A 25,018-nucleotide genomic window follows, 5' to 3' on the forward strand; every position below is an offset into this window, starting at 1 on the left:
TCCCCCTTCCGCCCGGAGTCGGTTTCCATGCCCACGTTCCGGGCGGTGCTGTTCGACTTCTTCGGCACGTTGACCCGTCCGGTTCAGCGCGGCGAAGGTCACCTCAGCACCGCCGAACTGCTCGGCTGCCCGCCGGACACCTTTGTCGAGGTGCTCGACCGCAGCTTCTACGAACGCGCCAGCGGGCGCTTCGGCACGGTCGAGGGGACCCTGCGCTGGGTGTGCGAACAGGCCGGCGTACACCCTTCGGCGGAGGCGTTGCGAGCTGCCGCCGTTGCCCGACACCAGGCCGTACGCGCGGACACCCGGTTACGGGACGAGGCCGTGCCGACCCTGCGGGCGCTGCGGCGGCGGGGCGTGCGGACCGGCGTGATCAGTGACTGCACCCACGAGCTGCCGACGTTCCTGCCGGAGCTGGCGATCGCCCCGCTGCTCGACGTCCGGGTGTTCTCGGTGCAGGCGGGGCGATGCAAGCCGGACGCGAGCCTGTACCTGGCCGCCTGTGCGCGGCTGGGCCTGCCGCCAGCAGACTGTCTCTACGTCGGTGACGGCGGCAGCCAGGAGTTGACCGGTGCGCAGCGCGCCGGCCTGAGCGCGGTCCGGCTCGCCGCACCCGATCTCGCCGACCACCTGGTGTTCAACCTCGACGTCGACTGGGCCGGCCGGACCCTGAAGTCCCTCTGCGAGGTCGTCGACCTGCTCGACGAGGCCCCCAGCCCGGTCGGCGCACCCGCGTAGCCACGCAGCCAGCCCGGGCCGGCGTCTCCTCGGACGAGGTTGGTCAGCGCCGCCGGACGCGGTGCAGCCGGAACGGCCGTCGGGTGGCGCGCACCGCCGGCGTCGGCCGGGGCTGCTCGGCCAGCGAGCCGGACGGCAACTCGGCACCGTGCGCCGGCTGGCCGGTCGGCGCGAGCCGCACCAGGGCGCATCCGTCGGCGGCCCAGCGGGCGACGAGCTCCGTGGTGGGTCCGGGCGCGTTGAGCCGTTTGGCCGCCACCAACGGGGCGAGCGTGTCCCACTGCTCGGTGCCGGGTGCCACCCGACTGACCCGCGCCGGCCAGGTGACGATCCGGCCACCGTGATCACCGCGCTGCGTCACCTGGGCCTCGTCCGCCTCGGCCAGGCCCGGCGCGGACTGCTCCCCGGGGCCGCTGACCACGAACAGCGCGGCCTCCAGGGGTACGCACCACAGGGCCAGCGGCGGGTCGCCGGCCACCGCGACCCAGGCCACCGAGGCCTTCTTCATCGCCTCGTCGACCAGTGGGTGGTTCTCGGGCTCGTCGGTCACCGGGGCATCCTCTCGCATCCGGGCCGGTCGGCGTCGGCCGTCAGCCGACGAAGGGCGGGACGAGGATCTCCCCGCGTGCCACCGGCATCACCTGACCGGCGACGCTCGCGCCGACCGCCGCGCCGCCGGCCGCGGTCACGGTGCAGGCCAGCGAGGCCGGTCGACCCATCTCGACGCCCTGCCGGACGGTGTACGACGATCGTCCCTCGCCGGGCAACAGGCCGCTGGCGACCAGCCACACTCCGAGACCGAGCGCGGCCGACCCGGTCGCCGGGTCCTCGGGTACGCCGAGTCCGGGGACGAAGACCCGGGCGTGCGCGGTTTGGGTCGCGGGGTTCCAGGAGAAGACGCTGACATGCTCGATGCCGTACCGCCCGGCCGCCACCGGGTCCACCCGGGCCCGGGCCAGGGCGTCGGGGCGTACCGGCAGGAACGGGAACTCCAGGCCGCAGCCGGCGACCCGTGGCGCCGGGCCGAGGTGGTCCTCGGCGCCGAGCCCGGTCATCTCCAGCAGCGGCTCCGGCTCCAGTTCGGGTCCGAGGGTGGGGCTGCCGCCGGTGAGGGTGGCGGCACCCTCGCTCACCTCGATCGGCAGCACCCCGGCACCGCACTCCTGGTTGACCTGCCCGATCGGAAAGAGGCCTCGGCGAGCGGCGGTGACCGCAGCGCCGACGCTCGGGTGACCGGCGAACGGCAGTTCGTCGACCGGCGTGAAGATCCGCGCCCGGTAGGTGGCACCGACCTGGGTGGCGGGCAGCACGAAGACCGTCTCCGAGAGGTTGAACTCGCGCGCCAGAGCCTGCATCTGGTCGGTCGCCAGCCCGTCGGCGCCGAAGACCACCGCGAGGGGGTTCCCGGCGTACGGACGGTCGGTGAAGACGTCCACGATCTCGTAAGCCAAGGTCGACATGTTGATAAACACTAGGCCCTCGCGGCGTATGTCCGGGTCACTGCCCGGCCGTGCCGCCCCTGGAGCATCGTCGGCCGGGGCGTCGACATACCACCTAGGCTGGTGCCCGTGAGCACGCCGACCCGGGTGTACATCGCCCGACTTTCCGGAGTCGCTGTCTTCGACCCCAACGGCGATCAGGTGGGCCGGGTACGCGACGCGGTGGCCCGGCTGCGCGCGAGCCAACGGCCGCCCGAGGTCGTCGGTCTGGTCGCCGAGATGCCGATGCGCCGGCGGATCTTCCTCTCCATCAACCGGATCACCTCGATCGACGCCGACGCCATCGTGCTGGGCAGTGGCACGTTGAACCTGCGCCGGTTCGAGAAGCGCCCGAACGAGTTGCTCGTCCTTCAGGAACTGCTGGACCGCCGGGTTCAGGTCGCGCCGGAGGGCCGGGCCGCGTCGGTGGTCGACGTGGCGATGGAGTGCAGTCGTGGCGGCGAGTGGTCGCTGACCCGGGTGGCGGTCCGCGAGCAGACCGGCCGGTTGGCTCGCCGGGGCCACCTGCACCAGGTCGAGTGGAACCAGGTACGCGGGCTCAGCGGGGTGGCGGAGACCCGGGGCACCGCCAACCTGCTCGCCGTGCTGGAGGACATGCGTCCGGCGGACCTGGCCAACGCGCTCCAGGACCTGCCCGACGCCCGGCGCAACGAGGTCGCGGCTGCCCTGGACGACCAGCGGCTCGCCGACGTGCTCAGCGAGCTGCCCGAGCACGACCAGGTGGAGATCCTCGCCGCGCTGGACCGCGAGCGGGCCGCCGACATCCTGGAGGAGATGGACCCGGACGACGCCGCCGATCTGCTCGGCGAGCTGCCGCCGCCGGAACAGGACGTACTGCTCGACCTGATGGAGCCGGACGAGGCCGATTCGGTGCGGCAGTTGCTCAAGTACACGCCGGGCACGGCGGGCAGCGTGATGACCTCCGAACCGGTCATCCTGCCCCCGGACGCGACGGTGGCGGAGGCCCTCGCGCGGATCAGGGAGCCCCAGCTCTCCCCGGCGGTGGCCGCGCAGGTGTTCGTGGCCCGGGCGCCGATGGCCACCCCCACCGGCCGCTACCTGGGCATGGTGCACTTCCAGCGGCTGCTCCGCGAACCCCCGGCCGATCTGCTCGGCGGGGTGGTGGTCAACGACATCGATCCGCTGCGTCCGACCACCCCACTGCCGGAGATCACCCGCCGGATGGCCACCTACGATCTGGTGGCCATGCCGGTGATCGACCGGAACAACCGGCTGGTGGGTGCCGTCACCGTCGACGACGTGCTGGACCACTCGCTGCCTCGGGACTGGCGGGACCGGGACGGCGCGTCGAGCGGCCTACCGAACGGTGCGACGACCCCGGCCGTTCCGGACCCGGCGACGGACGGTGGTCATGACTGAGCAGCGGCGCACGGAACGGCTCGACCTACCGCGGGAGCCCCGGGGCTTCAAGCTGCCCCGGGTGGACCAGGAGACGTTCGGACGCTGGGCCGAGGGCATCGCCCGTGGCATGGGTACGGCGAACTTCATCGTCTACATGACGCTGGTGATCAGCGCATGGTTCCTCTGGAACACTCTCGCCCCGGCGGGAATGCGCTTCGACCCGTACACCTTCACCTTCCTCACCCTGGTGCTCTCCATCCAGGCCTCGTACGCGGCGCCGCTGATCCTGCTGGCACAGAACCGTCAGGCCGACCGCGATCGGGTGGCGATGGAGGAGGACCGACGCCGGGCGACCATGCAGAAGGCCGACACGGAGTACCTGGCCCGGGAGATCGCCGCACTGCGGATCGCACTCGGCGAGGTGGCCACCCGGGACTTCGTCCGCTCCGAGTTGGCCCGGCTCGCCGAGGAGCTGGACGAGGCGGCGCAGCGGCGACAGCGGCTGGGGCGCCGGCACCGGGACGACCCGGCCGTCCGGGCCGGTGGTGAGGGGCTGGACGAGCCCCGCGACGAGGTGGACGGCGACCAACCGGGTGACGGTCGTCACGACCCGGCGGCCTCCCACCGCCCGGAGAGCTGATCGACTCGCTCACACCGCTGTCACCGGCACCGGTGACAGCCCGCCGCCGACGTAGCATTACGGGCATGTCAGCTCCCGTCAGCACCGTCAACGACGCCGTCCTGGCCGCCCTGGCCACCGTCAACGACCCGGAGATCCGCCGGCCGATCACCGAACTCGGCATGGTGCGTTCCGCCGAGGTCGGCGAGGACGGCGTGGTCCGGGTCGAGTTGCTGCTGACCGTGGCCGGTTGCCCGCTGAAGGACAAGCTCCGTTCGGACATCACCGCGGCCGTGGGCGCGGTGAGCGGGGTCAGCGGCGTCGAGATCGAGTTCGGGGTGATGAGCACCGAGCAGCGCCAGGAGCTCCAGGCGAAGCTGCGCGGCGGCGGCGCTACCGAGGAACCGGTGATCCCGTTCGCCCAGCCCGGCTCCCGTACCCGGGTGTACGCGGTGGCCAGCGGCAAGGGCGGTGTCGGCAAGTCCAGCGTGACGGTCAACCTGGCCGCCGCCCTGGCCGCCCGGGGTCTGTCCGTCGGCGTGGTGGACGCGGACATCTACGGGCACTCGGTGCCGCGGATGCTCGGTGCGGACGGCCGACCCACCCGGGTCGAAGACATGATCATGCCGCCGCAGGCGCACGGGGTGAAGGTCATCTCGATCGGGATGTTCACCGCCGGCAACGCCGCCGTGGTCTGGCGGGGTCCGATGCTGCACCGAGCGTTGCAGCAGTTCCTCGCCGACGTCTACTGGGGTGACCTCGACGTCCTGCTGCTCGACCTTCCCCCGGGCACCGGCGACGTGGCGATCTCGCTGGCCCAACTGCTGCCGAACGCCGAGATCCTGGTGGTCACCACCCCTCAGGCCGCCGCGGCGGAGGTCGCCGAGCGGGCGGGCGCGATCGCGTTGCAGACCCACCAGCGGGTGGTCGGTGTGATCGAGAACATGTCCTGGCTGGAGCTGCCTGACGGCTCCCGGATGGAGATCTTCGGTGCCGGCGGCGGCCAGACGGTGGCGGATTCGCTGACCCAGACGATCGGCGCGTCGGTGCCGCTGCTGGGTCAGGTGCCGCTGGACACCCGGGTCCGGGAGGCGGGCGACGAGGGCAACCCGATCGTGCTCGCCGAGCCGGATTCTCCGGCCTCGAAGGCGCTGGGTCAGGTCGCCGACCGGCTCGCGCTGCGTCGCGAGTCCCTGCTCGGCAAGCCGCTGGGCCTCAAGCCGACCGGACGCTGAGCGCCGGTCCACACCTCGCCCGGCCGGACCCGGTCGTGCGCTGAGGCCGCCTGTCGCGGCGGCGGTCAGGTGACGTCGTCGTAGCTGACCGCGCGGGGGGCCGGCACCGGGCTGGTGGTGCTCGCCGGGGGCGGGCCGGGCCGGCGTGGGTCGGCCGCGTTCGCGACATCCTTGAGTTCGTCGTGCACGCCGGTGACATCGGCGCGGAGACCGTCGTAGACGCCCTGAAGCGGCTTCCGGATCGCCTGCTCGTCCTCCTCGCTGAGCAGATGCTTGCGGATGAACGCCTTGGGGTGCAGGTCCTCCAACTGGATGTCGGTGCCCAGTTCCTTGCTCAGGTCGGTGGTGGCACTGCGGGCCATGGTGCGCAGGTTGCGCACCATCCGCAGCCCGTCACTGATCACCGCCGGCAGCCGGTCGCCGAAGATCAGCAGCGCCAGCAGCAGCAGCGCTCCGACCTCCCACACGTTCAGGTTCTCGAACACCCTCGGTCCCCCTTTCCCCCGGCTACCGCAGCCAGAGTACGCACGTCGGTGCCGCTGCCAGAAGAGGGTGAGGGGTCACTTCGCGTCCGCGGCGAGGGTGACCGAGGCGTTCTGTCGGGTCGAACCCCGGCGGTACTCGACGGTCACCACCGAGCCGGGCGCGTACTTGCGGACCAGGGCGATGAGGTCGGTCGGCTCGGTCATCGGACGACCGTTGAGCTTCAGGATCACGTCACCGGCGCGCAGTCCCGCACCGGCGGCCGGGCCGGACGGCTCGACCGTCGCGAGGCGTACGCCGGCACCGTTGGTGCCCGAGCCGGGCCCACCCACCTGGGCGCCGATCACCGTACGGCGGGCCTTACCGGTGCCGATGATGTCCTGGGTGATCCTTTTCGCCTGGTTGATCGGGATCGCGAAGGCAAGGCCGATGTTGCCGGCCTCCTGACCCTCGGCGACCAGCGACTTGATCGTGGAGTTGACGCCGATGACCCGTCCCGCCGCATCGACGAGCGGGCCGCCCGAGTTGCCGTGGTTGACTGCGGCGTCCGTCTGGATCGCGGCGTAGTAGCGCGTCGGTCCGCCCGGCTCACCGGCGTGCATCGTCCGGTCCAGGGCGCTGACGATGCCCGCGGTGACCGTGTTCGCCAATGACAGCGGGGAGCCCATCGCCAGCACCGGGTCGCCGACGGCCAGGGCGTCGGAGTCGCCGAACTCGACCGGGCGCAGCCCGGTGCGGGAGACCTTGATCACCGCGATGTCGGACTCCGCGTCCTGTCCCACCACCGTCGCGGACGCCGAGCTGCCGTCGTTGAAGATGACCGACGCCTTCCCGGTGCCGCCGGCCACCACGTGGTCGTTCGTGATCACATGCCCGTCGGCACTGGCGATGAAGCCTGAGCCCTCGCTGGTGCCACCCAGGCCGGCGACCCGGACGGTGACCACGCTGGGCAGCACCCGCTCGGCGACGCCGGCCAGCGATTCCGGCGGGCGTTGGGCGAGCGTGGGCGCCGCACCGGGGACCGCGCCCAGCACCGTCGCACCGGCGCCGCCACGGATCGCGAAGGCGTAGCCCAGGGCACCACCGAGCGCGCCGGCGAGCAGGGCGGTCACCAGCGGGATGAGCAGCAGTTGCTGGAGTCTCGGCCGGCCAGGCGCGTCGGGATCGACGACCGGTTCCGGTTCGCTGCCGACGACCGGTGCCGCGGGCAGCACCACCGCCGCCGGTGCGTGCGGGTCCCGCCACGGATCGGCGAGCGCGTCGGACCACCACGGCGACCCGGCATGGCCGCTGTCCTGCGGTGTCGCCGGTCCACCGGCCGGCGGATGTCCGGCCGTCGGATGCCCGGCCGGTGCTCCGCCTACGCCGGGCTGGCGCCAGTCCCAGCCGTCGGTCACTCGGTGCCTCCCACTCCCGTCCCCCGGTGTCCACGCGTCCGCGGTCCGGCGCGGGCTACGGGACACCGCTTCCAGGATTGCACGGATGCGCCGCGCCGGGTCAGCGGTTGTCACCGCGGGTGGATGCGCCGCTGCGCTCAGAGCTGGCCGCCTTTAGAGTCACAGTGCCCAACCGCCCTGCGCATCATGCTCGTCGCCCGGAGGTGCCCCATCGCCACGGTCGCCGGTTCCGGCAGTTCGACGAACCCGGCCCTGCAGTTCGCCGAGTCGTACGTCACCGAGGACCTCGTCCTGCGGACCGCCCGCAGCCTCGCCCGCGAGGTCGGCCTGGACGCGGTCACCGCAGGCGCGGGTGCCGCGTTGCGCCTGCTCGCCGCCGCCGGCAACGCCCGCGCGGTGGTCGAGGTCGGCACCGGCACCGGCGTCAGCGGGGTGTGGCTGCTGCGCGGGATGCGGGCCGACGGGGTGCTCACCACCATCGACGTCGAGGTGGAGCATCAGCGGATCGCCCGGCGCATCTTCGCCGAGGCCGGCTTCGTCTCCGGCCGCACCCGGATCATCACCGGCCGGGCGCTGGACGTCCTGCCCCGGCTCGCCGACGGCGCGTACGACCTGGTCTTCGTCGACGCCGAGGTGACCGGCTTCACCGCCTGCGTGGACGCCGCGTTGCGCCTGCTGCGGCCGGGCGGCGTGCTGGTGCTCAACGGTGCGCTGGCCGGCGGCCGGATCGGCGACCCGGCCGCCCGGGATGCGGAGACGGTGATGGTGCGCGAGACGGTGAAGGCCATCCGCGAGTCGGAGCACTGGATTCCGGCGCTGCTGCCGGTCGGCCACGGGCTGCTGGCCGCAGTGCGCTGCTGAGCCGAGGCACCCGGCCGCGCTGGCGGGCCGGCAGCGGTACCGAGCGGCCGGCTGCGGGGTCAGCCGGCCGCGCCCCGCACACCGTCAGTCCAGCGCAGCCAGCCAGCGCAGCAGCCCGCGTACGCCCCAGCCGGTCGCGCCCCGGGTCAGCTCCGCGTCGTTGCGTTCGCACCAGGAGGGTGCGGACATGTCGATGTGCAGCCAACGGTCGGCCAGGTCGCCGGTGAACTCCCGCAGGTAGAGCGCGGCCAGCACGGAACCGCCGCCCTGCGTCGGCGCGCTGTGCAGGTCGGCCAGGTCGCTGCCGAGGTGCTCGACGTAGTCGGCGGGCAGCGGCATCCGCCAGGCCGACTCACCGGCCGACCTGATGGCCGCCAGCAGGTCCTCGGCGAGCTGGTCGTTGTCGCTGTAGAGGGCGCCGGTGCGGGTGCCCAGCGCCACCGCGTTGGCGCCGGTCAGGGTGGCCAGGTCGACGAGCAGGTCGGGCTTGAGTTCCTGGACGGCGTACGCCAGCGCGTCGGCGAGCACCAGCCGTCCCTCGGCATCGGAGTTCGTCGTCTCGCTGGTCATCCCGCCGTAGTGCCGCACGACGTCGCCGGGCCGGAACGCGGCCCCGCTGACCATGTTCTCGGCCAGCGGCGCGAGCGTGGTCACCCGGACCGGCAGGCCCAGCGTGGCGGCACCGAGGGTGGCCGCCACGACGGCGGCGGCACCGGCCATGTCCTTGCGCATCAGCTTCATCGCCGGCACCGGCTTGATGGAGATGCCGCCGGTGTCGAAGGTGATGCCCTTGCCCACCAGGACCACATGGGTCCGGGCCTCCGCGGGATGCCAGTCCAGCTCGACCAGGCGCGGGCCGCTGGCCGATCCGCCACCGACGGCGAGGATGCCGCCGAAGCCCTCGGCGGCCAGTTGCGCCGGCTCGCGGACCCGCAGCGTGAGCCCGGGCAGGTCGGCCGCGGCCTCGGTGACCTGCTCGGCGAACCACTGCGGGTTCTTCACCGAGGAGGGCATGTTGGTGAGGTCGCGGGCCAGTCGGGTCATCCGGGCGGTGGTCCGCGCCACCTCGACGGCCTGCTCGTACGCCTCGGGGTCGGTGACCGCCAGGTCGACGTCGGAAAGCGCGGGCGCGTCGGTGTCCGCACCCAGCCGGAACCGGTACGACGCCAGCAGCAGCCCTTCGGCCAGTCCCCGCACCGCCTCGGGTGCCACCCCGCTCGGCAGCGCGAGTGTGACATGAGTCTCATCTTTGCTGGCACGGGCCAGCGCCGCGCCGCTCGCCCGCCAGGCCGCCTCGTCGGCCGCGCCGATCCCCAGCAGCAGCAGCAGCCGCCCGGGACCGCCCCCGGGCCGCAGCTGGGTGTGCACGTCACCGGCCCGGCCCCGGAACCGCGCCGCCGGGATCAACGCGGCCACCTCGTCGGCGATCCCGTCGGGTGGGGCCACCGCGGTCGGCACCGACTCGGCCGGGGCGTCGTCGGCGGCGCCGGGCCGCACGGGCAGGACCAGGGTGTCGAGCCGTTCCGGCTCGGCGGTCAGACGGATGGCGAGCACGCGGAGCCGTACCTCCTGGAGACGGACGCGCGGTGGGTCGGCCCGCGCGAAGGTGTGACGGCTCTGAGCCACCGGTGGGACCGGTGGCTCAGAGCCAGGAACCAGACGAACTGTCCGCGGCGACGAGCGTCGCCGACGCACCGGCCACACTCAGCCGGCGGCCGCCTTCAGCGCGTCGCCGAGAGCAGTCGCCTCGTCGGGAGTCATCTCGACGACGAGCCGGCCACCGCCCTCCAGCGGGACCCGCATGACGATGCCCCGGCCCTCCTTGGTGACTTCCAGCGGACCGTCGCCCGTCCGCGGCTTCATCGCCGCCATGTTGTCTCCCCTCAGACCTACACCAGGGTCGGTGGGTTGCCCCACATCCACTTCGCCATGACCACCCGCAACTTGCACGTGGGTGTCGACCGACGATTTTCCCTGATGAACACCGCCGGACCCAAACCGAAGCAGCATTGATGTAACAGCATCTAGCTTATCCTTAGATGGCCTGTCACAATGTGCGGTCATGCAGGCACGGTCGGCACTCTTCGACCTGTACGGCGACCACCTCCGGCCCCGGGGTGGTCGCGCACCCGTTGCCGCGCTGGTCAAGCTGCTGGCGCCGCTCGGGATCGCGCCACCTGCCGTACGGACGGCGGTCTCCCGAATGGTGCGCCAGGGCTGGCTCGAACCGACCAGGCTGGCCTCCGGACCGGGATATTCGATCACACCGAAGGCGGCCCGCCGACTCGACGAGGCCGCCTCCCGGATCTACCGCACCGGTCGGGTCACCTGGGACGGGCGCTTCGACCTGCTGGTGCTGGACGCACCGAGCGCACGCCGGGACCGTCAGCGCCTCGCCGCCAACCTGCGGTACCTCGGCTACGGCACGTTGGACGAGCAGACCTGGGTGGCCACCCGTCCAGCCGAGGACGTCGACCTGCTGCTCAGCGAGGCGGGCGTACGCTTCGAGCGGTTCAGTGCGGCGCACGCCGCCGGCACGCCGGGCGCGATGGGGCTGGTCCGCCGGGCCTGGGACCTGGCCGAGATCGGCCGGGCGTACGAGGAGTTCGTCACCGAGCAGCGGACGCTGCTGACCGGCGTCACCGCCCGCAGCGGCGACGAGGAGGCGTACGCGGCCCGGTTCCGGCTGGTGCACGCATGGCGTACCTTCCTGTTCCGGGATCCGCAGCTGCCACCGGCGCTGCTGCCCGAGCGCTGGCCCGGCATCGCCGCGGCCAGCTTCTTCGACCGCCACGCGGCTCGGCTCCGACCGGCCGCCGACCGGTACGTCGAGCAGTGCCTCGACGGTGGACACCGGTTAGCCCGACAGAAGGGTCGCCAGACGTGACCGAGCCGCTGCTCGTCGACCGCACCGACGCCGTCGTCACCCTCACCCTGAACCGCCCGACGGCGATGAACTCGCTCGACGTGGCGCTCAAGGAGGCCCTGCGGGACACCCTCGCCGAGTTGGAGTCCGACCGTGGTTGCCGGGCGGTGGTGCTGGCCGGGGCGGGCGGGTCGTTCTGCGCCGGACAGGATCTGCGCGAGCACGTCGACACCCTCCAGGCGGGCGACGACAACCCGCTGGACACCGTCCGGGCGCACTACAACCCGATCGCCGCCCGGCTGGCGAGCCTGCCGAAGCCGGTGGTGGCCGCCGTCCGGGGCATGGCCGCCGGGGCCGGGGCCTCCCTCGCCTTCCTGGCCGACATCCGCATCGGTGGTCCGTCCACCAGCTTCCTGATGGCGTTCGCCAAGGTCGGGCTGGCCGCCGACACCGGCGCCTCGTGGACCCTGCCTCGGCTCGTCGGCCACGCCAAGGCCGTCGAGCTGCTGATGCTGGCCGAGCCGGTACGCGCCGAGGAGGCCTGCCGGCTGGGGCTGCTCAACCGGATGACCGACGACGACGAGCAGGTCCTGCCCACCGCGCAGGAACTCGCCGCCCGTCTCGCCGCCGGGCCGACCGTGGCGTACGGGGCGATCAAGCGTCAGCTCTCCGTCGCCGACGCCGGCACCCTGGCCGACGCGCTGGCCGCCGAGGCGCAGGCGCAGGCGATCTGCGGCGCGACCGCGGACCACCGGGCAGCCACCATGGCCTTCGTCAACAAGCAGAAGCCGGCGTTCGAGGGCCGTTGAGCGGTCGCCGGCCGATCAGGGACCGGCCCGGGCGGACCCGGTCGGTCAGTCGTCCTCTTCCGGGTCCTGATTGGCCTCCGCGCCGAGCACGAACGCCTGCATGGCCAACTCGTCGCCCGAGGGAGAGACGAAGGCCGGCAACTCCCGGGGGCCGAGTTCCTGCACGTACGCCCAGAACAGCCGGACCGCCTCCGCCGGCGAGTCGGCCTCGATCGGCAGGTCCAGGCTGACCAGCCAGGTGCGGCGCTGTGGTGCCGGACCGAGCCGGTCGACCAGCTCGCGGAACGTCGCCGCGTCGAGTGGGGTGACCGGCCCGCCGAGGAGCAGCGCGTCGGCCGGCACCGGCTCGTCGAAGGCCCGCCGGGTGTACGCGATGACGAGTGTGTCGGGCACCCGGTCGGACTGCGGGTCGTCCGGATCCTCCGGACGCCCGGCGGCCGGGCCGGCGACCCGACCCACGGCCACCAGCCGCGGCGGCTCGTCAGCCAGCACCGCGACCTGGTCACCGGGGCGGGGCAGGCTGCCGCCGTCCAGCCCGGTCAGCTCAAGCGTGTCGTGGTGGACGAGCCGCTCGGCGTCGTACCGTCCGGCGGGCAGGAGCACGGCCCAGGTGCCCGTGCCGTCCGCCTGGCTCGCCCCGTTCACCCGATGTGCGGTGTCGGTCGTCATGCCCTCATCCCATCACGTCGGTCGTGGAGGTCACGACGTGGCAGCCCGCCAGATGGTCGTCGACCATCCCGGTGGCCTGCATCAGCGCGTACGCCGTGGTCGGGCCGACGAACCGGAAGCCACGTTTCTTGAGTGCCTTGGCCATGGCCGTGGAGGCATCGGTGAGCGCGGGCACGGCGGCCGCGGAATCAGGTCGGGCCCGGCCGGCTGGCGGGGCGAACGACCAGAGCAGCGCGGAGAGCCCCTCCGGAAGCTCCTGGGCGGCACGGGCGTTCGCGATCGCAGCTTCGATCTTGGCCCGGTTGCGGACGATGCCGGCGTCGGCGAGCAGCCGGTTCACGTCGGCCTCGCCGTAGTCGGCCACCGTGTCGATCCGGAACCCGCCGAAGGCCGCCCGGAAGGCCGGCCGTTTGCGCAGGATGGTCAGCCAGGACAACCCGGACTGGAACGCCTCAAGCGTCATCCGCTCGTAGAGGGCGTCGTCACCGTGCAGCGGTCGTCCCCACTCGGTGTCGTGGTAGACCGCGTACTCGGGAGTGCTGGCACCCCACCCGCACCGGGCGAGCCCGTCGGCACCGATAACCAGTCCCGTCACGGCACCAGCCTAGCCGGGTGGTCCCCGTCGCCGGGCCGGTGGTCGTGCCGAGACCGCCCGGCGCGGGTGCTCCGATCAGCGTCGCGCCAACGCTTCGCCGACCAGGTGCTCACTGGCCGACCACAGCTCCCGCTCCCTGGCCACGTCGTGGGATTCGGGCGAGGAGTCCCCTACCTTCGGGCCTTCTAGGTACGCGCCGGTGGTGCTGGCGAAGCGGGGGTCGTCGACCAGAACGCCAAGGTGTCTGGCCGCAGACCGGGAACTGCGCGCGCCCGGGACCAGCGCGGCGATCACAGGTGCCGCGAGACGGTAGAGCCTGCGGACCGTTACCGGATAGTCGCGGGACAGCGCCGTGTCCGGCATGAGCCCCGGATCGTACGCGTTCACCATGATCGGTCGTCCCGCCAAGCGGCGGGCGAGCTCGTGCACGAAGTAGATGTTCGCCAGTTTGGACGTGGCGTAGCGGACGCGACCGGCGGTCGGCGCGGGATCAGCCTCCTGGGGATCGGCGAGCTCGGCTGGCGCAGCCCACCGGGGAGCGGGGAAGCCCATTGACTTTTTCGGCCAGTGGGTGCCACTGCTGACAAGCACGATCCGACCACCGTCGACAAGATCGTTGACAAGCGCGGTGACGAGCAGGTGATGACCGAGATGATTGGTGGCGAAGGTGAGTTCGTAACCGTCGACGGAACGCCGCACACCGTCGATGACCTGAATGCCGGCGTTGCCGACGATGGCGTGCAGCGGCGGTCGTTGGCCGGCCTGTCGCAGCCGTTCGGCTGCCCTGGCGACGGAGCGAAGGTCAGCCAAGTCGATGTGGAGAGGTTCGACACTCGCCTGCGGTACGCGTTGCCGAAGACGTCGGGCCGCCGACTGGCCGCGCATTTCGTCGCGGTGCCCGAGGACGACGTGCCAGCCGCGCCCCGCGAGGTGCGCTGCGGTGTGCAGGCCGAGGCCAGCGGTTGCCCCGGTGATGACCACGGTCTTCATGGTGTGAGTCGCTCCCTGGTTGACGTTGTCAACCAACGTACGCCACCCGGTTGACATCGTCAACCAAGTCTTAGCATCGAACGATGAGCACCCGGGACGACCTCGTCGCCGCAGCGACCGCCCTCCTCGACGAGGGTGGGCCCGAGCACGTCACCCTGCGGGAGGTCGGACGCCGCGCCGGGGTGTCGCACAACGCGCCGTACAAGCACTTCACCGACAAGCAGGCGCTACTCGAAGCAGTCGCTGCCCGTGAGTTTGACCGGCTGGGTCGCGCCATGACGCAACCGCCATCAGAGGAAACGACCGCCATCGAGCTGTTGCACCTGGTGCTGCTGGAATACGTCCGCTGGGCGCAACGCCATCCGCAACGCTTCGAGTTGGCCACCAGCTGGCCGGTGCCCTCCGCCTCGGCCGAGCTGCAGCTCAGCGCCGGCAACACCTGGCGGCGGCTCGTCGAGCTGACCGCCGAAGCCCAGGCCAGCGGCAGCCTGTCCGGCGGTGACCCGGAACGGCTCGCCGCCCTGGCCCGTGCCGTCGCACATGGTGCCGCCCACCTGGCCATGACCGGGCACCTCGCGCGCGACGGAAAGGGACACGCCAGCGCCGAGGACCTGGTCAACGACGTGTTCGCGGTGCTGCGCCGCTGACCTGCCGCGCCCTCGACGACGTCGCGGAACCGCTCAGGGCAGGCGGCCCTGCTCGACCTGGCGGGCGAAGCGTCGCAGCGCCTGGGTGAGGCTGAACTTGGAACCGGGCCAGAGCACCGGCCAGGCCACCTTGCCGGCCGGTCCGCCCGGCAGGTGGAACCACTCGTGCCAGACCACCTGACTGCGCCCGCTCTCCAGCGGGGTGCACCGCAGCACCCCGGGGCCGCGCAGCAGCGTGCCGCAGTGCACCACGCCGATCTCGTACGGCGCGTCCACCCGGACGACCCGCATCTTGTCCCGCAGCACCGCAGGCCCGACCGAGGTGACCGCCTCGACCAGGCTCCCCTCACCACCGTCACCCTCCACCACCCGAACGGTGGTGAACGGGATCCACTCGGACTGCCGCTCCCAGGCCAGCAGGGCGGCGAAGACCTTCTCGGCCGGTGCGTTGACGATCACCGTGGCGGTCACCTCACCCGCGCCGGGTTGGGCCGCCTCGCGAAGATCGTCTACGCCGTCCGAGCCACTCACGCCGACTCCGACCGGACCACCGAACCGCGCGACGCGGTTCCCGACGCCCCACTGTCCGCCGGCCTGTCGTCGGCGTCCGGGTCGGCAGCGGCGGGGGTCGCGGCACCCTCGGCCACGCCCGGCACCGGCTGCCCGCCGGCCGGCCGGGCAGCACCGTCGGCCGGCTCCGTCGGCTCGCTCGTCGCTCCCGCCGCGGTCGCCGGCTCCGTCGGTGCCTCGGTGGTGGCCGCCGGCACCGGGCGGTCACCGGCACCGGCTCCCGCAGGAGTCACCGAAAGCTCGATGATCGACCCCTCGGCCACCGGCGGATCCCAGGGCGAGGGCCCCGCCTCGGCCGGGGGGTTGGCCGACTGCTCGCGGGCCCGTCGAAGCGCGTCGGCGTCAGCGATCCGTCCGTCCCGCAACGCCGTCACCTCCGCCTCCAGCACACCGATCAGCTCGGCCTTGTAGCCGATGTCGTAGGCGGCCCGGCGCATCGCCTGGTCGACCTGGGTCATCCGGTACCCACGCAGCGCGGTGTCGAAGCGCACCTCGCCGACATCGGACTCACGCAGCGGACGATCGCCGGGCAGCGGCACCGCTCGCCCGTCCGCCTCGACCGGAGCCAGGCCGGGATCCCGACCGGTGACCAGCACGGTGACGCCGAACACGACCGCCGCGACGGTGACCGCCACGACCAGCAGGAGCAAAGGCTGACCCATGCACTGATCGTGGCACGCCGAGGGGAACAGGGCGACCCCACCCGGCGCGGCGTACCGGACAGGAAGCCGGACCGACGACGGGATAGCGTCAGCGTGCCAGCGGTGTGATCGGCCGGCGGCGTACGGCGATGTGGGAGGTGGCGTGGCCGGGGTGCTGCGGCTCGGGACTCGGCGGTTCGGTCCCGACGAACTGGTGGTGATGGCGATCGTCAACCGCACCCCGGACTCGTTCTTCGACCGGGGCGCCACCTTCGCGGCCGACAGCGCGCTGCGGGCGGTGGAACGGGCGGTGGACGAGGGCGCGGAGATCGTCGACATCGGCGGGGTGAAGGCCGGGCCGGGTACCGAGGTCGACGTCGCCGAAGAGATCCGGCGGACGGTCGGCACCATCGCCGCCGTACGGGCCGCCTTTCCGGAGGTCGTCATCTCGATCGACACCTGGCGCGCGGAGGTCGCGGTGGAGGCCGTGGCGGCCGGCGCGGACCTGCTCAACGACACCTGGTCGGGGGCGGATCCGGCGCTGGCCGGGGTGGCGGCGCGGACCGGGGTCGGGCTGGTCTGCTCACACGCGGGGGGACTCAGCCCGCGCACCAGGCCGCACCGCGCGGCCTTCGACGACGTGGTGGCGGACGTGGTCGCGACCGTCACCGGCCTCGCCGAGCGTGCGGTCTCCCTGGGCGTACGCCCCGACGGGATCCTCATCGACCCGGCGCACGACTTCGGCAAGAACACCCGGCACTCGCTGGAGATCACCCGGCGGCTGGGCGAGCTGGCCGCGACCGGTTGGCCGGTGCTGGTCGCCCTGTCGAACAAGGACTTCATCGGTGAGACGCTGGACCTGCCGGTCGCGGAGCGGCTGGAGGGCACGCTCGCCGCGACGGCGGTCTCCGCGTGGTTGGGCGCCCGGGTCTTCCGCGCCCATCAGGTCCGCCCCACCCGTCGGCTGCTGGACATGGTCGCGGCCGTCCGGGGAGATCGCCCACCCACGCTCAGCCGTCGCGGCCTCGCCTGAGCGGTGACCGGTCGAGCGCCGGTCAGGTCCAGCGGAGGATGTTGCGCCGCCATGCGTACAGCAGGCCGAGCGCCAGGACACCCACGAAGATCGCCATTTCCACCACGGTGACCAGCCCGAATCCGGGCCGGTCGAAGATCACCGCCCAGGGGAAGAGGAACACCGCCTCGACCGCGAACAGCACGTAGAGGTACGCGTAGACGTAGTAGCGGATCTGCATCTGCGCCCAGTCGCCACCCACCGGGTCGAGGCCGCACTCGTAGCTGGCGCGCTTGCCGGGCGGGTCGGCCGGGCGGGCCGGGCGGAGCACCCGGTTGGCGGTGAACGCGACGACGAGGAAGAGCACGCCGGCGAGCAGCAGCAGCCCGAGCGTCGCGTACGAGCCCAGGTAACCGGTCACGGTCGGTCAGCCTACCGTCCTGCGGCCGGCCCCGGCCGCGTCGCGAACTTCTTTCTTCTGGGACTAGTGTCCCAGGGCAACTTCCGACCACCATGGGACCACCACCAGCACCGGAGGACCAATGCGACGGCTGCCCGGACGGCGCGCCTGGCGTCGTACCTTCGCCTCGGCCTGCGCCCTCGGTCTGCTGGTGGCCGGCGGGGCCGCCGTGGCACCGGGGGCGGTGGCGGCCGGTCCGGCGGCGAGTCGGGCCACCGAACCGGGGCCGTACAGCCCGCCGGCCGAGCCGACCGACGAGCCGGCACCCACGTCACCGCCACCCACGGTGGAGCCGCCGGTCGAGACGAGTGGGCCCGCCGCGCCCCCGACAACGCCCACACCGGGCACCACCACCGGCGGACCGGTCCCGAGCAGCGGTCCACCGGCTGTCACGGTGGCACCGTCCCGGCCCACGTACTCCCCGCCGTCCCGACCTCCCGCTGCCACCCTCGCACCGCCCGCCACGGCCGGCGTGAAGGTCAGCACCGGCGATGTCACCCTGCCGGCCGGTTACTGGAACTCGGCCAGCACGGTGGTCATCCTGAACGTGACAGTGGCCAACACCGGCACCGCGAGTGCCGGGGTCCGACTCAGCTACACCCTGCCGGCCGGTCTCACCGACGCCGGCACGAGCGGCTGCGCCGCCGCCGGGAACCGGGACTACCGCTGCGGGCAGTGGACCACGGCGCCGGGCGCGCAGTTCAGCACCCGGTTGCGGATCCGGGTCGACGGCGACGCCTGGCGCAACGTGCCGCTGGCCGGCTCGGTACGGGTGACGGCCACCGGCTCGGCCGGTACCGCGAGTGACGACGAGGGCTTCGCCGTGCTCTTTCCGCCCGGCCCGCCGGTACCCGGGATCACCATGTCGGCCGGGGAGGTCAGCTTCGACGCCGAGGGCGCCGGCACGGAGTTTCTCGTGCGGCTGGGCAACACCGGCCGGGCCGACGCCGAGGGCCGGGTCGACGTGCTGCTGCCCGCCGGGGTCACGGTGGCGACGCCACCCGCCGGTTGTGTCGCCGTGGCGGCCACGCGTACCCGCTGCGAGTTGGGCACGGTGCGGCCGGGGCGGACCGAGGAGGTGAGATTGCCGGTGACGGCGACGGCGCAGGCGCTGCGGAGCGCGCCGCTGTCCGGAGCGGTGATCGGTCGGCTCGATCCGCGCCACGGTGCCGACCGACGGATGCAGCTCAGTTTCCGGATCACCGCGACGGCACCCGATCTGCCCGCGGCGGTGTCGCCGCCCGCACCGGTGACGTCGCCGGATCTGCGTCCGGCCGGAGCGGCACCCGGTGAGGGGCCGGCGGCCGGACAGCGCTCGGCGGTGCCGCTGATCGCCGTGTCGGTGCTGCTGGTGCTGCTCGCCGCCGGGCTGGTGGCGGCATGGTCGCGGCGGCGGCGCGCCAGCACGCTGCCGACCGGCGGCGAGGCGACCGGGGCGGCTGACCCGCCCGGCGGCGTGCCGGAACCGGACAGCGGGATCTGGTTCCGCGCCCGGCGGCCGGCCCGGACGTACGACCGGCAGGGGTGGGACGTGCGGTGACCAGGGGTGGGGGTGCAGTAATCAGGGGGGTGGGATGTGCGGTGATTTGGCGGTGATATGGATTACGGCGGCCCCGGCGAAACACCGCAACTGACCACATAAACCCTCACGTTCCGGTCCCAGTCGGCGGACCTCCGGGCCGGACGCGCCCCCGATCCGACGTAGGCTCTCGGTGAGGAAGGACAGGCGGGCCGGACGTTCACGGACGGCCGGTGCAGCGGCGCGTCAAGGAGGTCTCGTGGCCGAGCAAGGCGAGGTCACCATCCAGTTCAGCCGGCCGCGCCACGGCGCGCGACGAAGCGAGGTGCGGCCGTGACCAAGCAGATCCGCCAACTCGAACGGGTGGTCATCCGGTTCGCCGGCGACTCCGGCGACGGCATGCAGCTGACCGGGGACCGGTTCACCTCGGAGACCGCGCAACTGGGCAACGACATCTCCACGCTGCCCAACTTCCCCGCCGAGATCCGGGCTCCCGCCGGCACCCTGCCGGGCGTGTCGAGTTTCCAGGTGCACTTCGCCGACTACGACATCCTCACCCCCGGCGACGCGCCGAACGTGCTCGTCGCGATGAACCCGGCGGCGCTCAAGGCGAATCTCACCGACCTGCCCCGTGGCGCCGACATCATCGTCAACACCGACGAGTTCACCAAGCGCAACCTGGCGAAGGTCGGCTACGCGAGCAGTCCGCTCGACGACGACACCCTCGCCGGGTACGCGGTGCATCCGGTCGCGCTGACGTCGATGACGATCGGGGCGCTGGCCGAGCTCGACGTGTCCAAGAAGGACGCCGAACGGGCCAAGAACATGTTCGCCCTCGGCCTGCTCAGCTGGATGTACTCCCGGCCCTACGAGTCGACCCTGCGGTTCCTGGAGCGCAAGTTCGCCAAGCGGCCCGAGCTGGTCGCGGCGAACGTCGCCGCGTTCAAGGCCGGTTGGAACTTCGGCGAGACCACCGAGGACTTCGCCGTCCGCTACGAGGTGAAGCCGGCCAAGATGCCGCCGGGCACCTACCGCAACATCACCGGCAACGCCGCGCTGTCGCTCGGCCTCGTCGCCGCGGGCGTCCGCTCCGGCCTGCCGGTCTTCCTGGGCGCGTACCCGATCACACCGGCCTCGGACATCCTGCACGAGCTGAGCAAGCACAAGCGGTTCGGCGTCACCACGATGCAGGCCGAGGACGAGATCGCCGCGATCGGTGCGGCGCTGGGCGCCTCCTACGGCGGTGCGCTCGGAGTGACCACCACAAGTGGCCCGGGTGTGGCGCTCAAGGGCGAGACGATCTCCCTCGCGGTGGCGTTGGAGCTGCCGCTGGTGATCGTGGACGTGCAGCGGGCGGGGCCGTCGACCGGCATGCCGACCAAGACCGAACAGGCCGACCTGAACATGGCGCTGTTCGGCCGGCACGGCGAGGCGCCGGTGGCGGTGATCGCGCCCAAGTCGCCGTCCGACTGCTTCCACGCGGCCCTGGAGGCGGCGCGGATCGCGCTCACCTACCGCACCCCGGTCATCCTGCTGTCGGACAACTACGTCGCCAACGGATCCGAGCCGTGGCTGCTGCCCGAGGTCGAGTCGCTGCCGGACCTGCGGGTCGAGTTCGCCACCGCGCCCAATGGCGAGGACGGAACCACCTTCCTGCCGTACCTGCGCGACCCGCAGACCCTCGCCCGGCCGTGGGCCGTGCCGGGCACCCCGGGCCTCGAACACCGCATCGGTGGGCTGGAGAAGGCCGACAAGACCGGCGACATCTCGTACGACCCGGCGAACCACGACTACATGGTGCGGACCCGGGCGGCCCGGATCGAGACGATCCCGGTGCCGGACATCGAGGTGGAGGACCCGGACGGCGACTCCCGGGTGCTGGTGCTCGGCTGGGGCTCGACGTACGGCCCGATCGGTGCGGCCTGCCGCGCCCTGCGCCAGCGCGGCCTACCGGTCGCGCAGGCGCACCTGCGGCACCTGGCCCCGATGCCGGCCAACCTCGGTGCGGTGCTGCGCTCCTACGAGCGGGTGGTCATCCCCGAGATGAATCTCGGCCAGCTCGCGCACGTGATCCGGGGTCGCTACCTGGTCGACGCCATCGGCTACAACCAGGTCCGCGGCCTGCCGTTCACCGCCGCCGAGCTGGAGACGATGCTGGAAGAGGTCCTGAAGAATGTCTGAGCCCGTCGCTCTCAAGCTCACCGCCAAGGACTTCAAGTCCGACCAGGAGGTGCGCTGGTGCCCCGGCTGCGGCGACTACGCGATCCTCGCCGCTGTCCAGCAGTTCATGCCGGAGCTGAACATCCCCCGGGAGAACATCGTCTTCGTCTCCGGGATCGGCTGCTCGTCGCGCTTCCCGTACTACATGAACACCTACGGGATGCACTCGATCCACGGGCGGGCTCCGGCGATCGCCACCGGCCTGTCGGTCTCCCGACCGGACCTGTCGGTGTGGGTGGTGACCGGTGACGGTGACGCCCTCTCCATCGGCGGCAACCACCTGATCCACGCGCTACGCCGCAACGTCAACCTCAAGATCCTGCTGTTCAACAACCGGATCTACGGGCTGACCAAGGGCCAGTACTCCCCCACCTCCGAGGTCGGCAAGATCACCAAGTCGACGCCGGTCGGTTCGGCGGACGCACCGTTCAACCCGCTGTCGTTGGCGCTCGGCGCGGAGGCCACCTTCGTCGGCCGGACCATCGACTCCGACCGCAAGCACCTGCAATCGGTGCTGCGCGCCGCCGCCGAACACTCCGGATCGGCCTTCGTGGAGATCTACCAGAACTGCAACATCTTCAATGACGGGGCGTTCGAGCAGCTCAAGGAGCCGGGCACCCGCGACGACTACCTGATCCGGCTGGAGCACGGCCAGCCGATCACGTTCGGCAAGGACGGGCAGTTCTGCGTCGTACACCCGCCGGGTGGGTTCGGCCTGGAGGTGCGCGAAACCGCCGCCACCCCGGCGGAGGAAATCGTCGTGCACGACGCCACGGTCGCCGACCCGGCGTACGCGTTCGCGCTGTCCCGGCTGCCCGGCTTCGACCTGCGGAACACGCCGATCGGCGTGTTCCGCTCGGTACGCCGGCCGTCGTACGACAGCGTGGTGCAGGGGCAGTTGGCCGACGCCCGGGCCACCGTCAGCGAGACCCCGGAGCAGCAACTGGCCGGGCTGTTGGGCAGCGGCGACACCTGGACCATCGTCGGCTGACCCGTACCGTGACCGCCGAGACCGGGCCGTTCCCGTTGGGGGCGGCCCGGTCGGGCTTTCGGACGCTGCGGTTGCCGGCCGTCGCTCAGGGCAGGGTGTTCGCGGCGGGACGGTCGTCGCGTACGTGCACCAGCATGTCCCCGGTCTCGATGACCGCACCGGCCCGATCCGCCAGGGTCACCACCTTGCCCCGCCGGACCAGCGCGATGACCAGCGTGTCCAACTCCCGGGGCGACTTGCCCACCTCGTGGCGCTCGGCGGAACGCATGGCCAGCGCCATGCCCTGACCCGGAGTGAGCAGATCCTCCACCACGTCGATCAGCGGCGGCGCCGACGTCGACAGGCCCAGCAGCCGACCGGCGGTCGCCGAGGACACGATCACGTGGTGCGCGCCGCTCTGTTTGAGCAGCGGCGCGTTCTCCGCCTCCCGGGCCGCGGCGATGATCCGGACCTGACCCGCGGTGAGCTGGCGTACGGTCAACGCCACCAGCACCGACGCGTCGTCACTGTCGGTCGCGATGATCACCGCTTTTGCGGTCCGCACGTGGGCCTGGTTGAGCACGGAGGATCGGGTCGCCGAACCCTCGATCGCGACCAGCCCGTTCGAGGTGGCCTGACGCAACGCCGGACCGGCGCGTTCAACCACCACGATCCGGGACTTGTCCAGCCCGTTCTCCATCAACGCCGAGATCGCGCTACGCCCCTTGGTGCCGTAGCCGCAGATGATGACGTGGTCCTTCACTCTTCTCTCCCACCGGTGCAGGCGACGGCCGGTCCGGTACTGCTCGGTCAGGACCTCGAGGGTGGTACCGACCAGGATGATCAGGAACAGCACCCGGGCCGGGGTGACGAACACGATGTTGACCAGTCGGGCCTGCTGGGTCATCGGCACGATGTCGCCGTAACCGGTGGTCGACAGGGAGACCACCGCGTAGTAGAAGCAGTCCAGCAGCGTCAGGCCGTCCCCGTTGTTGTCGCGGTACTGCTCGCGTTCGAGGTAGACCACCGCCACCACGGCGAGCACCAGCCCGATGGCGGCGGCCAGCCGCAGGCTCAACGCGCTGAGCGGGCCTCGCCGCTGCGCGGGAAAGTGAATCACCGGGGGACCTGCCCCGCCTCGGTCGCCTGCACGTCCACAACATAGCGGCTGATCCGGCAGCCGCACGGCGGGGTGGCGTTTCAACGGCAGGGTACGGCGAACGGGGCGGCGGACGGGCATGATGGGACGGTCAGCACAGGAGCGGCGAAAGTGAGGCCCGCATGTCGTTGCTGAGACGGGTGATCGGCGCGGTACTGCGCCGCGAGCGCCAGCACCAGGGCCGCACGCTGCGGGAGGTCGCCCAGGCCGCCGGGGTGTCCGTGCCCTACCTGTCCGAGGTAGAGCGTGGGCGCAAGGAGGCGTCCTCCGAGGTCCTCGCGGCGATCTGCCGAGCGCTCGGCCTGCACCTCTCGGATCTGCTGGAGGAGGTCCGCGACGAGCTTCGGCGGGTCGAACGCCGGCTGCCTGCCTCCGGCCCGGCCGCTCATGTCCGGACCGGTGGTGTCCCGGCCACCCGGCGCGGCGACCCGGCGACCGCCACCGCTGGCCACGGTACGGACGGATCCGCCCAGACCGTCGCCCGGCTCGACGCCGTCGGCATCGGCTTCGGCTCGGACCTGACCGCAGGGCTTGACGGCAACGGCCCCCACGCGGGCTGGGCCTCCTCGGTCGGGTCGCTCGGCACCGTCGGGCTGGTCGGCGGTGGGCCGGTCGGCGGTGGTCTGGTCTGTGATGGGCTGGTCGGTGGTGGGCTGGTCGGCGGCATCAGGGTCGTTGCCTTCGCCGACCGGGTCGGTCCGGTCCACCTCGTCGCCCGGGGACCGCTGCTCCGTCGCCGCACCTCGCCCGGCCGATCGTCCGGCCGCCCGCTGCACCGATCCAGGGCACATAGGCCAGCCGCCCGGCGGACGGCCACCGTTCGCGCCACCGTCGGTACTCACCGAGGGTGACGCCACCAGGAGTTGTCGTCTCCTCAGGCTCAATGTCCCACCGACATCTTCATGTCGCGCTGACGTCTGGCTGACGGGGAAGTTACCCCTGAGGAGTGACCTGAGCTGGCGGCTGGTTCCCGTCGTTCTGCCGTGGGCGGATCTGCCCCCGGCAGAACCGCTGGTCGGACACCGGTGCCGTCCCGCAGGCTCAAGGAGCCGGTCCCCGGGCGCTCGACGTCGCCGCCGGCGGGTGGAGGTTGACCATGATCACGATGCTCGACGACGGCCAGCGGACCTTCGGCGACCAGGTGTTCGAACGGCTGCTGCGGGAACGGATCGTGTTCCTGGGCAGCGAGGTGAACGACGAGATCGCCAACCGGATCTGCGCCCAGATCCTGCTGCTCGCCGCCGAGGACCCGGAGCGGGACATCACCCTCTACATCAACTCGCCCGGCGGCTCGGTGAGCGCCGGAATGGCGGTCTACGACACGATGCGCTTCGTCCGTAACGACGTGGCGACCCTGGCCCTGGGGCTGGCCGGCTCGATGGGCCAGTTCCTCCTCTGTGCCGGTACGGCCGGCAAGCGGTACGCACTGCCGCACACCCGGATCCTGATGCACCAGCCCTCCGGCGGCATGGGCGGCACCGCCTCCGACATCACCATCCAGGCGGAGAACATGCTGCACGTCAAGCGGACCATGCAGGAGCTGATCGCCCAGCACAGCGGCCGGACCCTGGCCGAGATCCAGCGGGACTGGGACCGGGACCGCTGGTTCACCGCCGAGGAGGCCCGCGACTACGGCCTGATCGACCAGGTGGTGACGGCCGCCACCCAACTGCCGGCCAGCTGACGCCGCTCGCCCG

General features: G+C 72.2%; 27 protein-coding genes. 14 read left to right on the top strand and 13 right to left on the bottom strand.

Features of this window, described 5'->3' with window-relative positions:
- The first annotated feature begins 27 nt into the window (after window positions 1-27).
- Window positions 28-738, top strand: a complete 711-nt coding sequence (locus O3597_RS21845; protein ID WP_281602243.1) for an HAD family hydrolase — start codon at window positions 28-30, stop codon at window positions 736-738.
- Between the two features lie 43 nt (window positions 739-781).
- On the opposite strand, the gene O3597_RS21850 is transcribed toward O3597_RS21845, so the two are convergent.
- Window positions 782-1,306, bottom strand: a complete 525-nt coding sequence (locus tag O3597_RS21850; RefSeq protein ID WP_281602244.1) for a hypothetical protein — start codon at window positions 1,304-1,306, stop codon at window positions 782-784.
- Window positions 1,307-1,328: 22 nt separating this feature from the next.
- Window positions 1,329-2,198: a PhzF family phenazine biosynthesis protein gene (locus O3597_RS21855; RefSeq protein ID WP_164446234.1), complete on the bottom strand. Its 870-nt coding sequence runs from the start codon at window positions 2,196-2,198 to the stop codon at window positions 1,329-1,331.
- A 108-nt stretch (window positions 2,199-2,306) separates the two neighbouring features.
- On the opposite strand from O3597_RS21855, the gene O3597_RS21860 reads away from it, so the two are divergent.
- The 3 genes from O3597_RS21860 to O3597_RS21870 all read left to right on the top strand — a co-directional run bounded on the left by O3597_RS21860 (window position 2,307) and on the right by O3597_RS21870 (window position 5,453).
- Window positions 2,307-3,617, top strand: coding sequence for a CBS domain-containing protein (locus O3597_RS21860; protein WP_281602245.1), 1,311 nt, complete (start codon window positions 2,307-2,309; stop codon window positions 3,615-3,617).
- Window positions 3,610-4,239, top strand: a complete 630-nt coding sequence (locus O3597_RS21865; protein ID WP_164446235.1) for a DUF1003 domain-containing protein — start codon at window positions 3,610-3,612, stop codon at window positions 4,237-4,239. The genes O3597_RS21860 and O3597_RS21865 overlap by 8 nt, the downstream gene beginning before the upstream one ends.
- A 65-nt stretch (window positions 4,240-4,304) precedes the next feature.
- Window positions 4,305-5,453, top strand: a complete 1,149-nt coding sequence (locus O3597_RS21870; protein ID WP_164446236.1) for an Mrp/NBP35 family ATP-binding protein — start codon at window positions 4,305-4,307, stop codon at window positions 5,451-5,453.
- A 65-nt stretch (window positions 5,454-5,518) separates the two neighbouring features.
- On the opposite strand, the gene O3597_RS21875 is transcribed toward O3597_RS21870, so the two are convergent.
- Window positions 5,519-5,938 carry a preprotein translocase subunit TatB gene (locus O3597_RS21875; protein WP_164446237.1) on the bottom strand — a complete coding sequence of 140 codons (420 nt, stop codon included), beginning with the start codon at window positions 5,936-5,938 and terminating at the stop codon, window positions 5,519-5,521.
- 75 nt (window positions 5,939-6,013) lie between these two features.
- Entirely contained in the window at window positions 6,014-7,333 is a 1,320-nt protein-coding gene (locus O3597_RS21880) for a trypsin-like peptidase domain-containing protein (protein ID WP_281602246.1), read from the bottom strand.
- A 186-nt stretch (window positions 7,334-7,519) separates the two neighbouring features.
- Between O3597_RS21880 and O3597_RS21885 the strand changes: the two genes are divergently transcribed.
- Window positions 7,520-8,194: an O-methyltransferase gene (locus O3597_RS21885; protein WP_281602247.1), complete on the top strand. Its 675-nt coding sequence runs from the start codon at window positions 7,520-7,522 to the stop codon at window positions 8,192-8,194.
- 84 nt (window positions 8,195-8,278) lie between these two features.
- On the opposite strand, the gene O3597_RS21890 is transcribed toward O3597_RS21885, so the two are convergent.
- On the bottom strand, window positions 8,279-9,748 hold the full coding sequence (locus O3597_RS21890; RefSeq protein WP_281604610.1) for a leucyl aminopeptidase family protein: 1,470 nt from the start codon (window positions 9,746-9,748) through the stop codon (window positions 8,279-8,281).
- A 150-nt stretch (window positions 9,749-9,898) separates the two neighbouring features.
- Window positions 9,899-10,066, bottom strand: coding sequence for a DUF3117 domain-containing protein (locus tag O3597_RS21895; protein WP_013283866.1), 168 nt, complete (start codon window positions 10,064-10,066; stop codon window positions 9,899-9,901).
- Between the two features lie 190 nt (window positions 10,067-10,256).
- On the opposite strand from O3597_RS21895, the gene O3597_RS21900 reads away from it, so the two are divergent.
- Window positions 10,257-11,081, top strand: a complete 825-nt coding sequence (locus tag O3597_RS21900; protein WP_164446239.1) for a PaaX family transcriptional regulator C-terminal domain-containing protein — start codon at window positions 10,257-10,259, stop codon at window positions 11,079-11,081.
- Window positions 11,078-11,869, top strand: a complete 792-nt coding sequence (locus O3597_RS21905; RefSeq protein WP_164446240.1) for an enoyl-CoA hydratase-related protein — start codon at window positions 11,078-11,080, stop codon at window positions 11,867-11,869. The genes O3597_RS21900 and O3597_RS21905 overlap by 4 nt, the downstream gene beginning before the upstream one ends.
- A gap of 45 nt (window positions 11,870-11,914) precedes the next feature.
- Here O3597_RS21905 and O3597_RS21910 read toward each other — a convergent pair whose 3' ends face one another.
- From O3597_RS21910 to O3597_RS21920, 3 genes are all read right to left on the bottom strand, one after another.
- Window positions 11,915-12,538, bottom strand: a complete 624-nt coding sequence (locus O3597_RS21910; RefSeq protein WP_164446241.1) for a hypothetical protein — start codon at window positions 12,536-12,538, stop codon at window positions 11,915-11,917.
- A 4-nt stretch (window positions 12,539-12,542) separates the two neighbouring features.
- Window positions 12,543-13,133 carry a DNA-3-methyladenine glycosylase I gene (locus O3597_RS21915; protein WP_281602248.1) on the bottom strand — a complete coding sequence of 197 codons (591 nt, stop codon included), beginning with the start codon at window positions 13,131-13,133 and terminating at the stop codon, window positions 12,543-12,545.
- Between the two features lie 75 nt (window positions 13,134-13,208).
- Window positions 13,209-14,123, bottom strand: coding sequence for an SDR family NAD(P)-dependent oxidoreductase (locus tag O3597_RS21920; protein WP_281602249.1), 915 nt, complete (start codon window positions 14,121-14,123; stop codon window positions 13,209-13,211).
- An 83-nt stretch (window positions 14,124-14,206) separates the two neighbouring features.
- Here O3597_RS21920 and O3597_RS21925 point away from each other — a divergent pair, with 83 nt between their 5' ends.
- Window positions 14,207-14,770, top strand: coding sequence for a TetR/AcrR family transcriptional regulator (locus O3597_RS21925; RefSeq protein ID WP_164446244.1), 564 nt, complete (start codon window positions 14,207-14,209; stop codon window positions 14,768-14,770).
- 33 nt (window positions 14,771-14,803) lie between these two features.
- Here the strand turns inward: O3597_RS21925 and O3597_RS21930 are convergent, their stop codons facing one another.
- Window positions 14,804-15,301 (bottom strand): SRPBCC family protein, encoded by a 498-nt coding sequence (locus O3597_RS21930; protein WP_164446752.1) that lies wholly within the window; start codon window positions 15,299-15,301, stop codon window positions 14,804-14,806.
- Window positions 15,298-16,002: a DivIVA domain-containing protein gene (locus tag O3597_RS21935; RefSeq protein ID WP_281602250.1), complete on the bottom strand. Its 705-nt coding sequence runs from the start codon at window positions 16,000-16,002 to the stop codon at window positions 15,298-15,300. Before O3597_RS21935 ends, O3597_RS21930 begins: the two co-directional genes overlap by 4 nt.
- A 142-nt stretch (window positions 16,003-16,144) precedes the next feature.
- Here O3597_RS21935 and folP point away from each other — a divergent pair, with 142 nt between their 5' ends.
- Entirely contained in the window at window positions 16,145-17,014 is an 870-nt protein-coding gene (folP, locus tag O3597_RS21940) for a dihydropteroate synthase (protein ID WP_281602251.1), read from the top strand.
- A 22-nt stretch (window positions 17,015-17,036) separates the two neighbouring features.
- Here folP and ndhC read toward each other — a convergent pair whose 3' ends face one another.
- A complete protein-coding gene (gene ndhC, locus O3597_RS21945) occupies window positions 17,037-17,414 on the bottom strand; it encodes an NADH-quinone oxidoreductase subunit A (RefSeq protein WP_164446246.1) in 378 nt (125 codons plus the stop codon).
- 121 nt (window positions 17,415-17,535) lie between these two features.
- Here ndhC and O3597_RS21950 point away from each other — a divergent pair, with 121 nt between their 5' ends.
- The 3 genes from O3597_RS21950 (at window position 17,536) to O3597_RS21960 (ending at window position 22,183) form a co-directional block, all read left to right on the top strand.
- Window positions 17,536-18,993, top strand: coding sequence for a hypothetical protein (locus O3597_RS21950; protein WP_281602252.1), 1,458 nt, complete (start codon window positions 17,536-17,538; stop codon window positions 18,991-18,993).
- A 312-nt stretch (window positions 18,994-19,305) separates the two neighbouring features.
- Entirely contained in the window at window positions 19,306-21,153 is a 1,848-nt protein-coding gene (locus O3597_RS21955) for a 2-oxoacid:acceptor oxidoreductase subunit alpha (protein ID WP_281602253.1), read from the top strand.
- Window positions 21,146-22,183, top strand: coding sequence for a 2-oxoacid:ferredoxin oxidoreductase subunit beta (locus O3597_RS21960; RefSeq protein ID WP_164446249.1), 1,038 nt, complete (start codon window positions 21,146-21,148; stop codon window positions 22,181-22,183). Before O3597_RS21955 ends, O3597_RS21960 begins: the two co-directional genes overlap by 8 nt.
- 85 nt (window positions 22,184-22,268) lie before the next feature.
- Here the strand turns inward: O3597_RS21960 and O3597_RS21965 are convergent, their stop codons facing one another.
- Window positions 22,269-23,282: a potassium channel family protein gene (locus O3597_RS21965; protein WP_281602254.1), complete on the bottom strand. Its 1,014-nt coding sequence runs from the start codon at window positions 23,280-23,282 to the stop codon at window positions 22,269-22,271.
- 161 nt (window positions 23,283-23,443) lie between these two features.
- Here O3597_RS21965 and O3597_RS21970 point away from each other — a divergent pair, with 161 nt between their 5' ends.
- Both O3597_RS21970 and O3597_RS21975 read left to right on the top strand, forming a co-directional pair.
- Window positions 23,444-24,172, top strand: a complete 729-nt coding sequence (locus O3597_RS21970) for a helix-turn-helix transcriptional regulator (RefSeq protein ID WP_281602255.1) — start codon at window positions 23,444-23,446, stop codon at window positions 24,170-24,172.
- Window positions 24,173-24,417: 245 nt separating this feature from the next.
- Window positions 24,418-25,005, top strand: coding sequence for an ATP-dependent Clp protease proteolytic subunit (locus O3597_RS21975; protein ID WP_281602256.1), 588 nt, complete (start codon window positions 24,418-24,420; stop codon window positions 25,003-25,005).
- The last annotated feature ends 13 nt before the right edge of the window (window positions 25,006-25,018 follow it).

It is taken from the genome of Verrucosispora sp. WMMA2044 (assembly GCF_027497155.1).
GTDB classification, from domain to species: Bacteria; Actinomycetota; Actinomycetes; order Mycobacteriales; family Micromonosporaceae; genus Micromonospora; species Micromonospora palythoicola.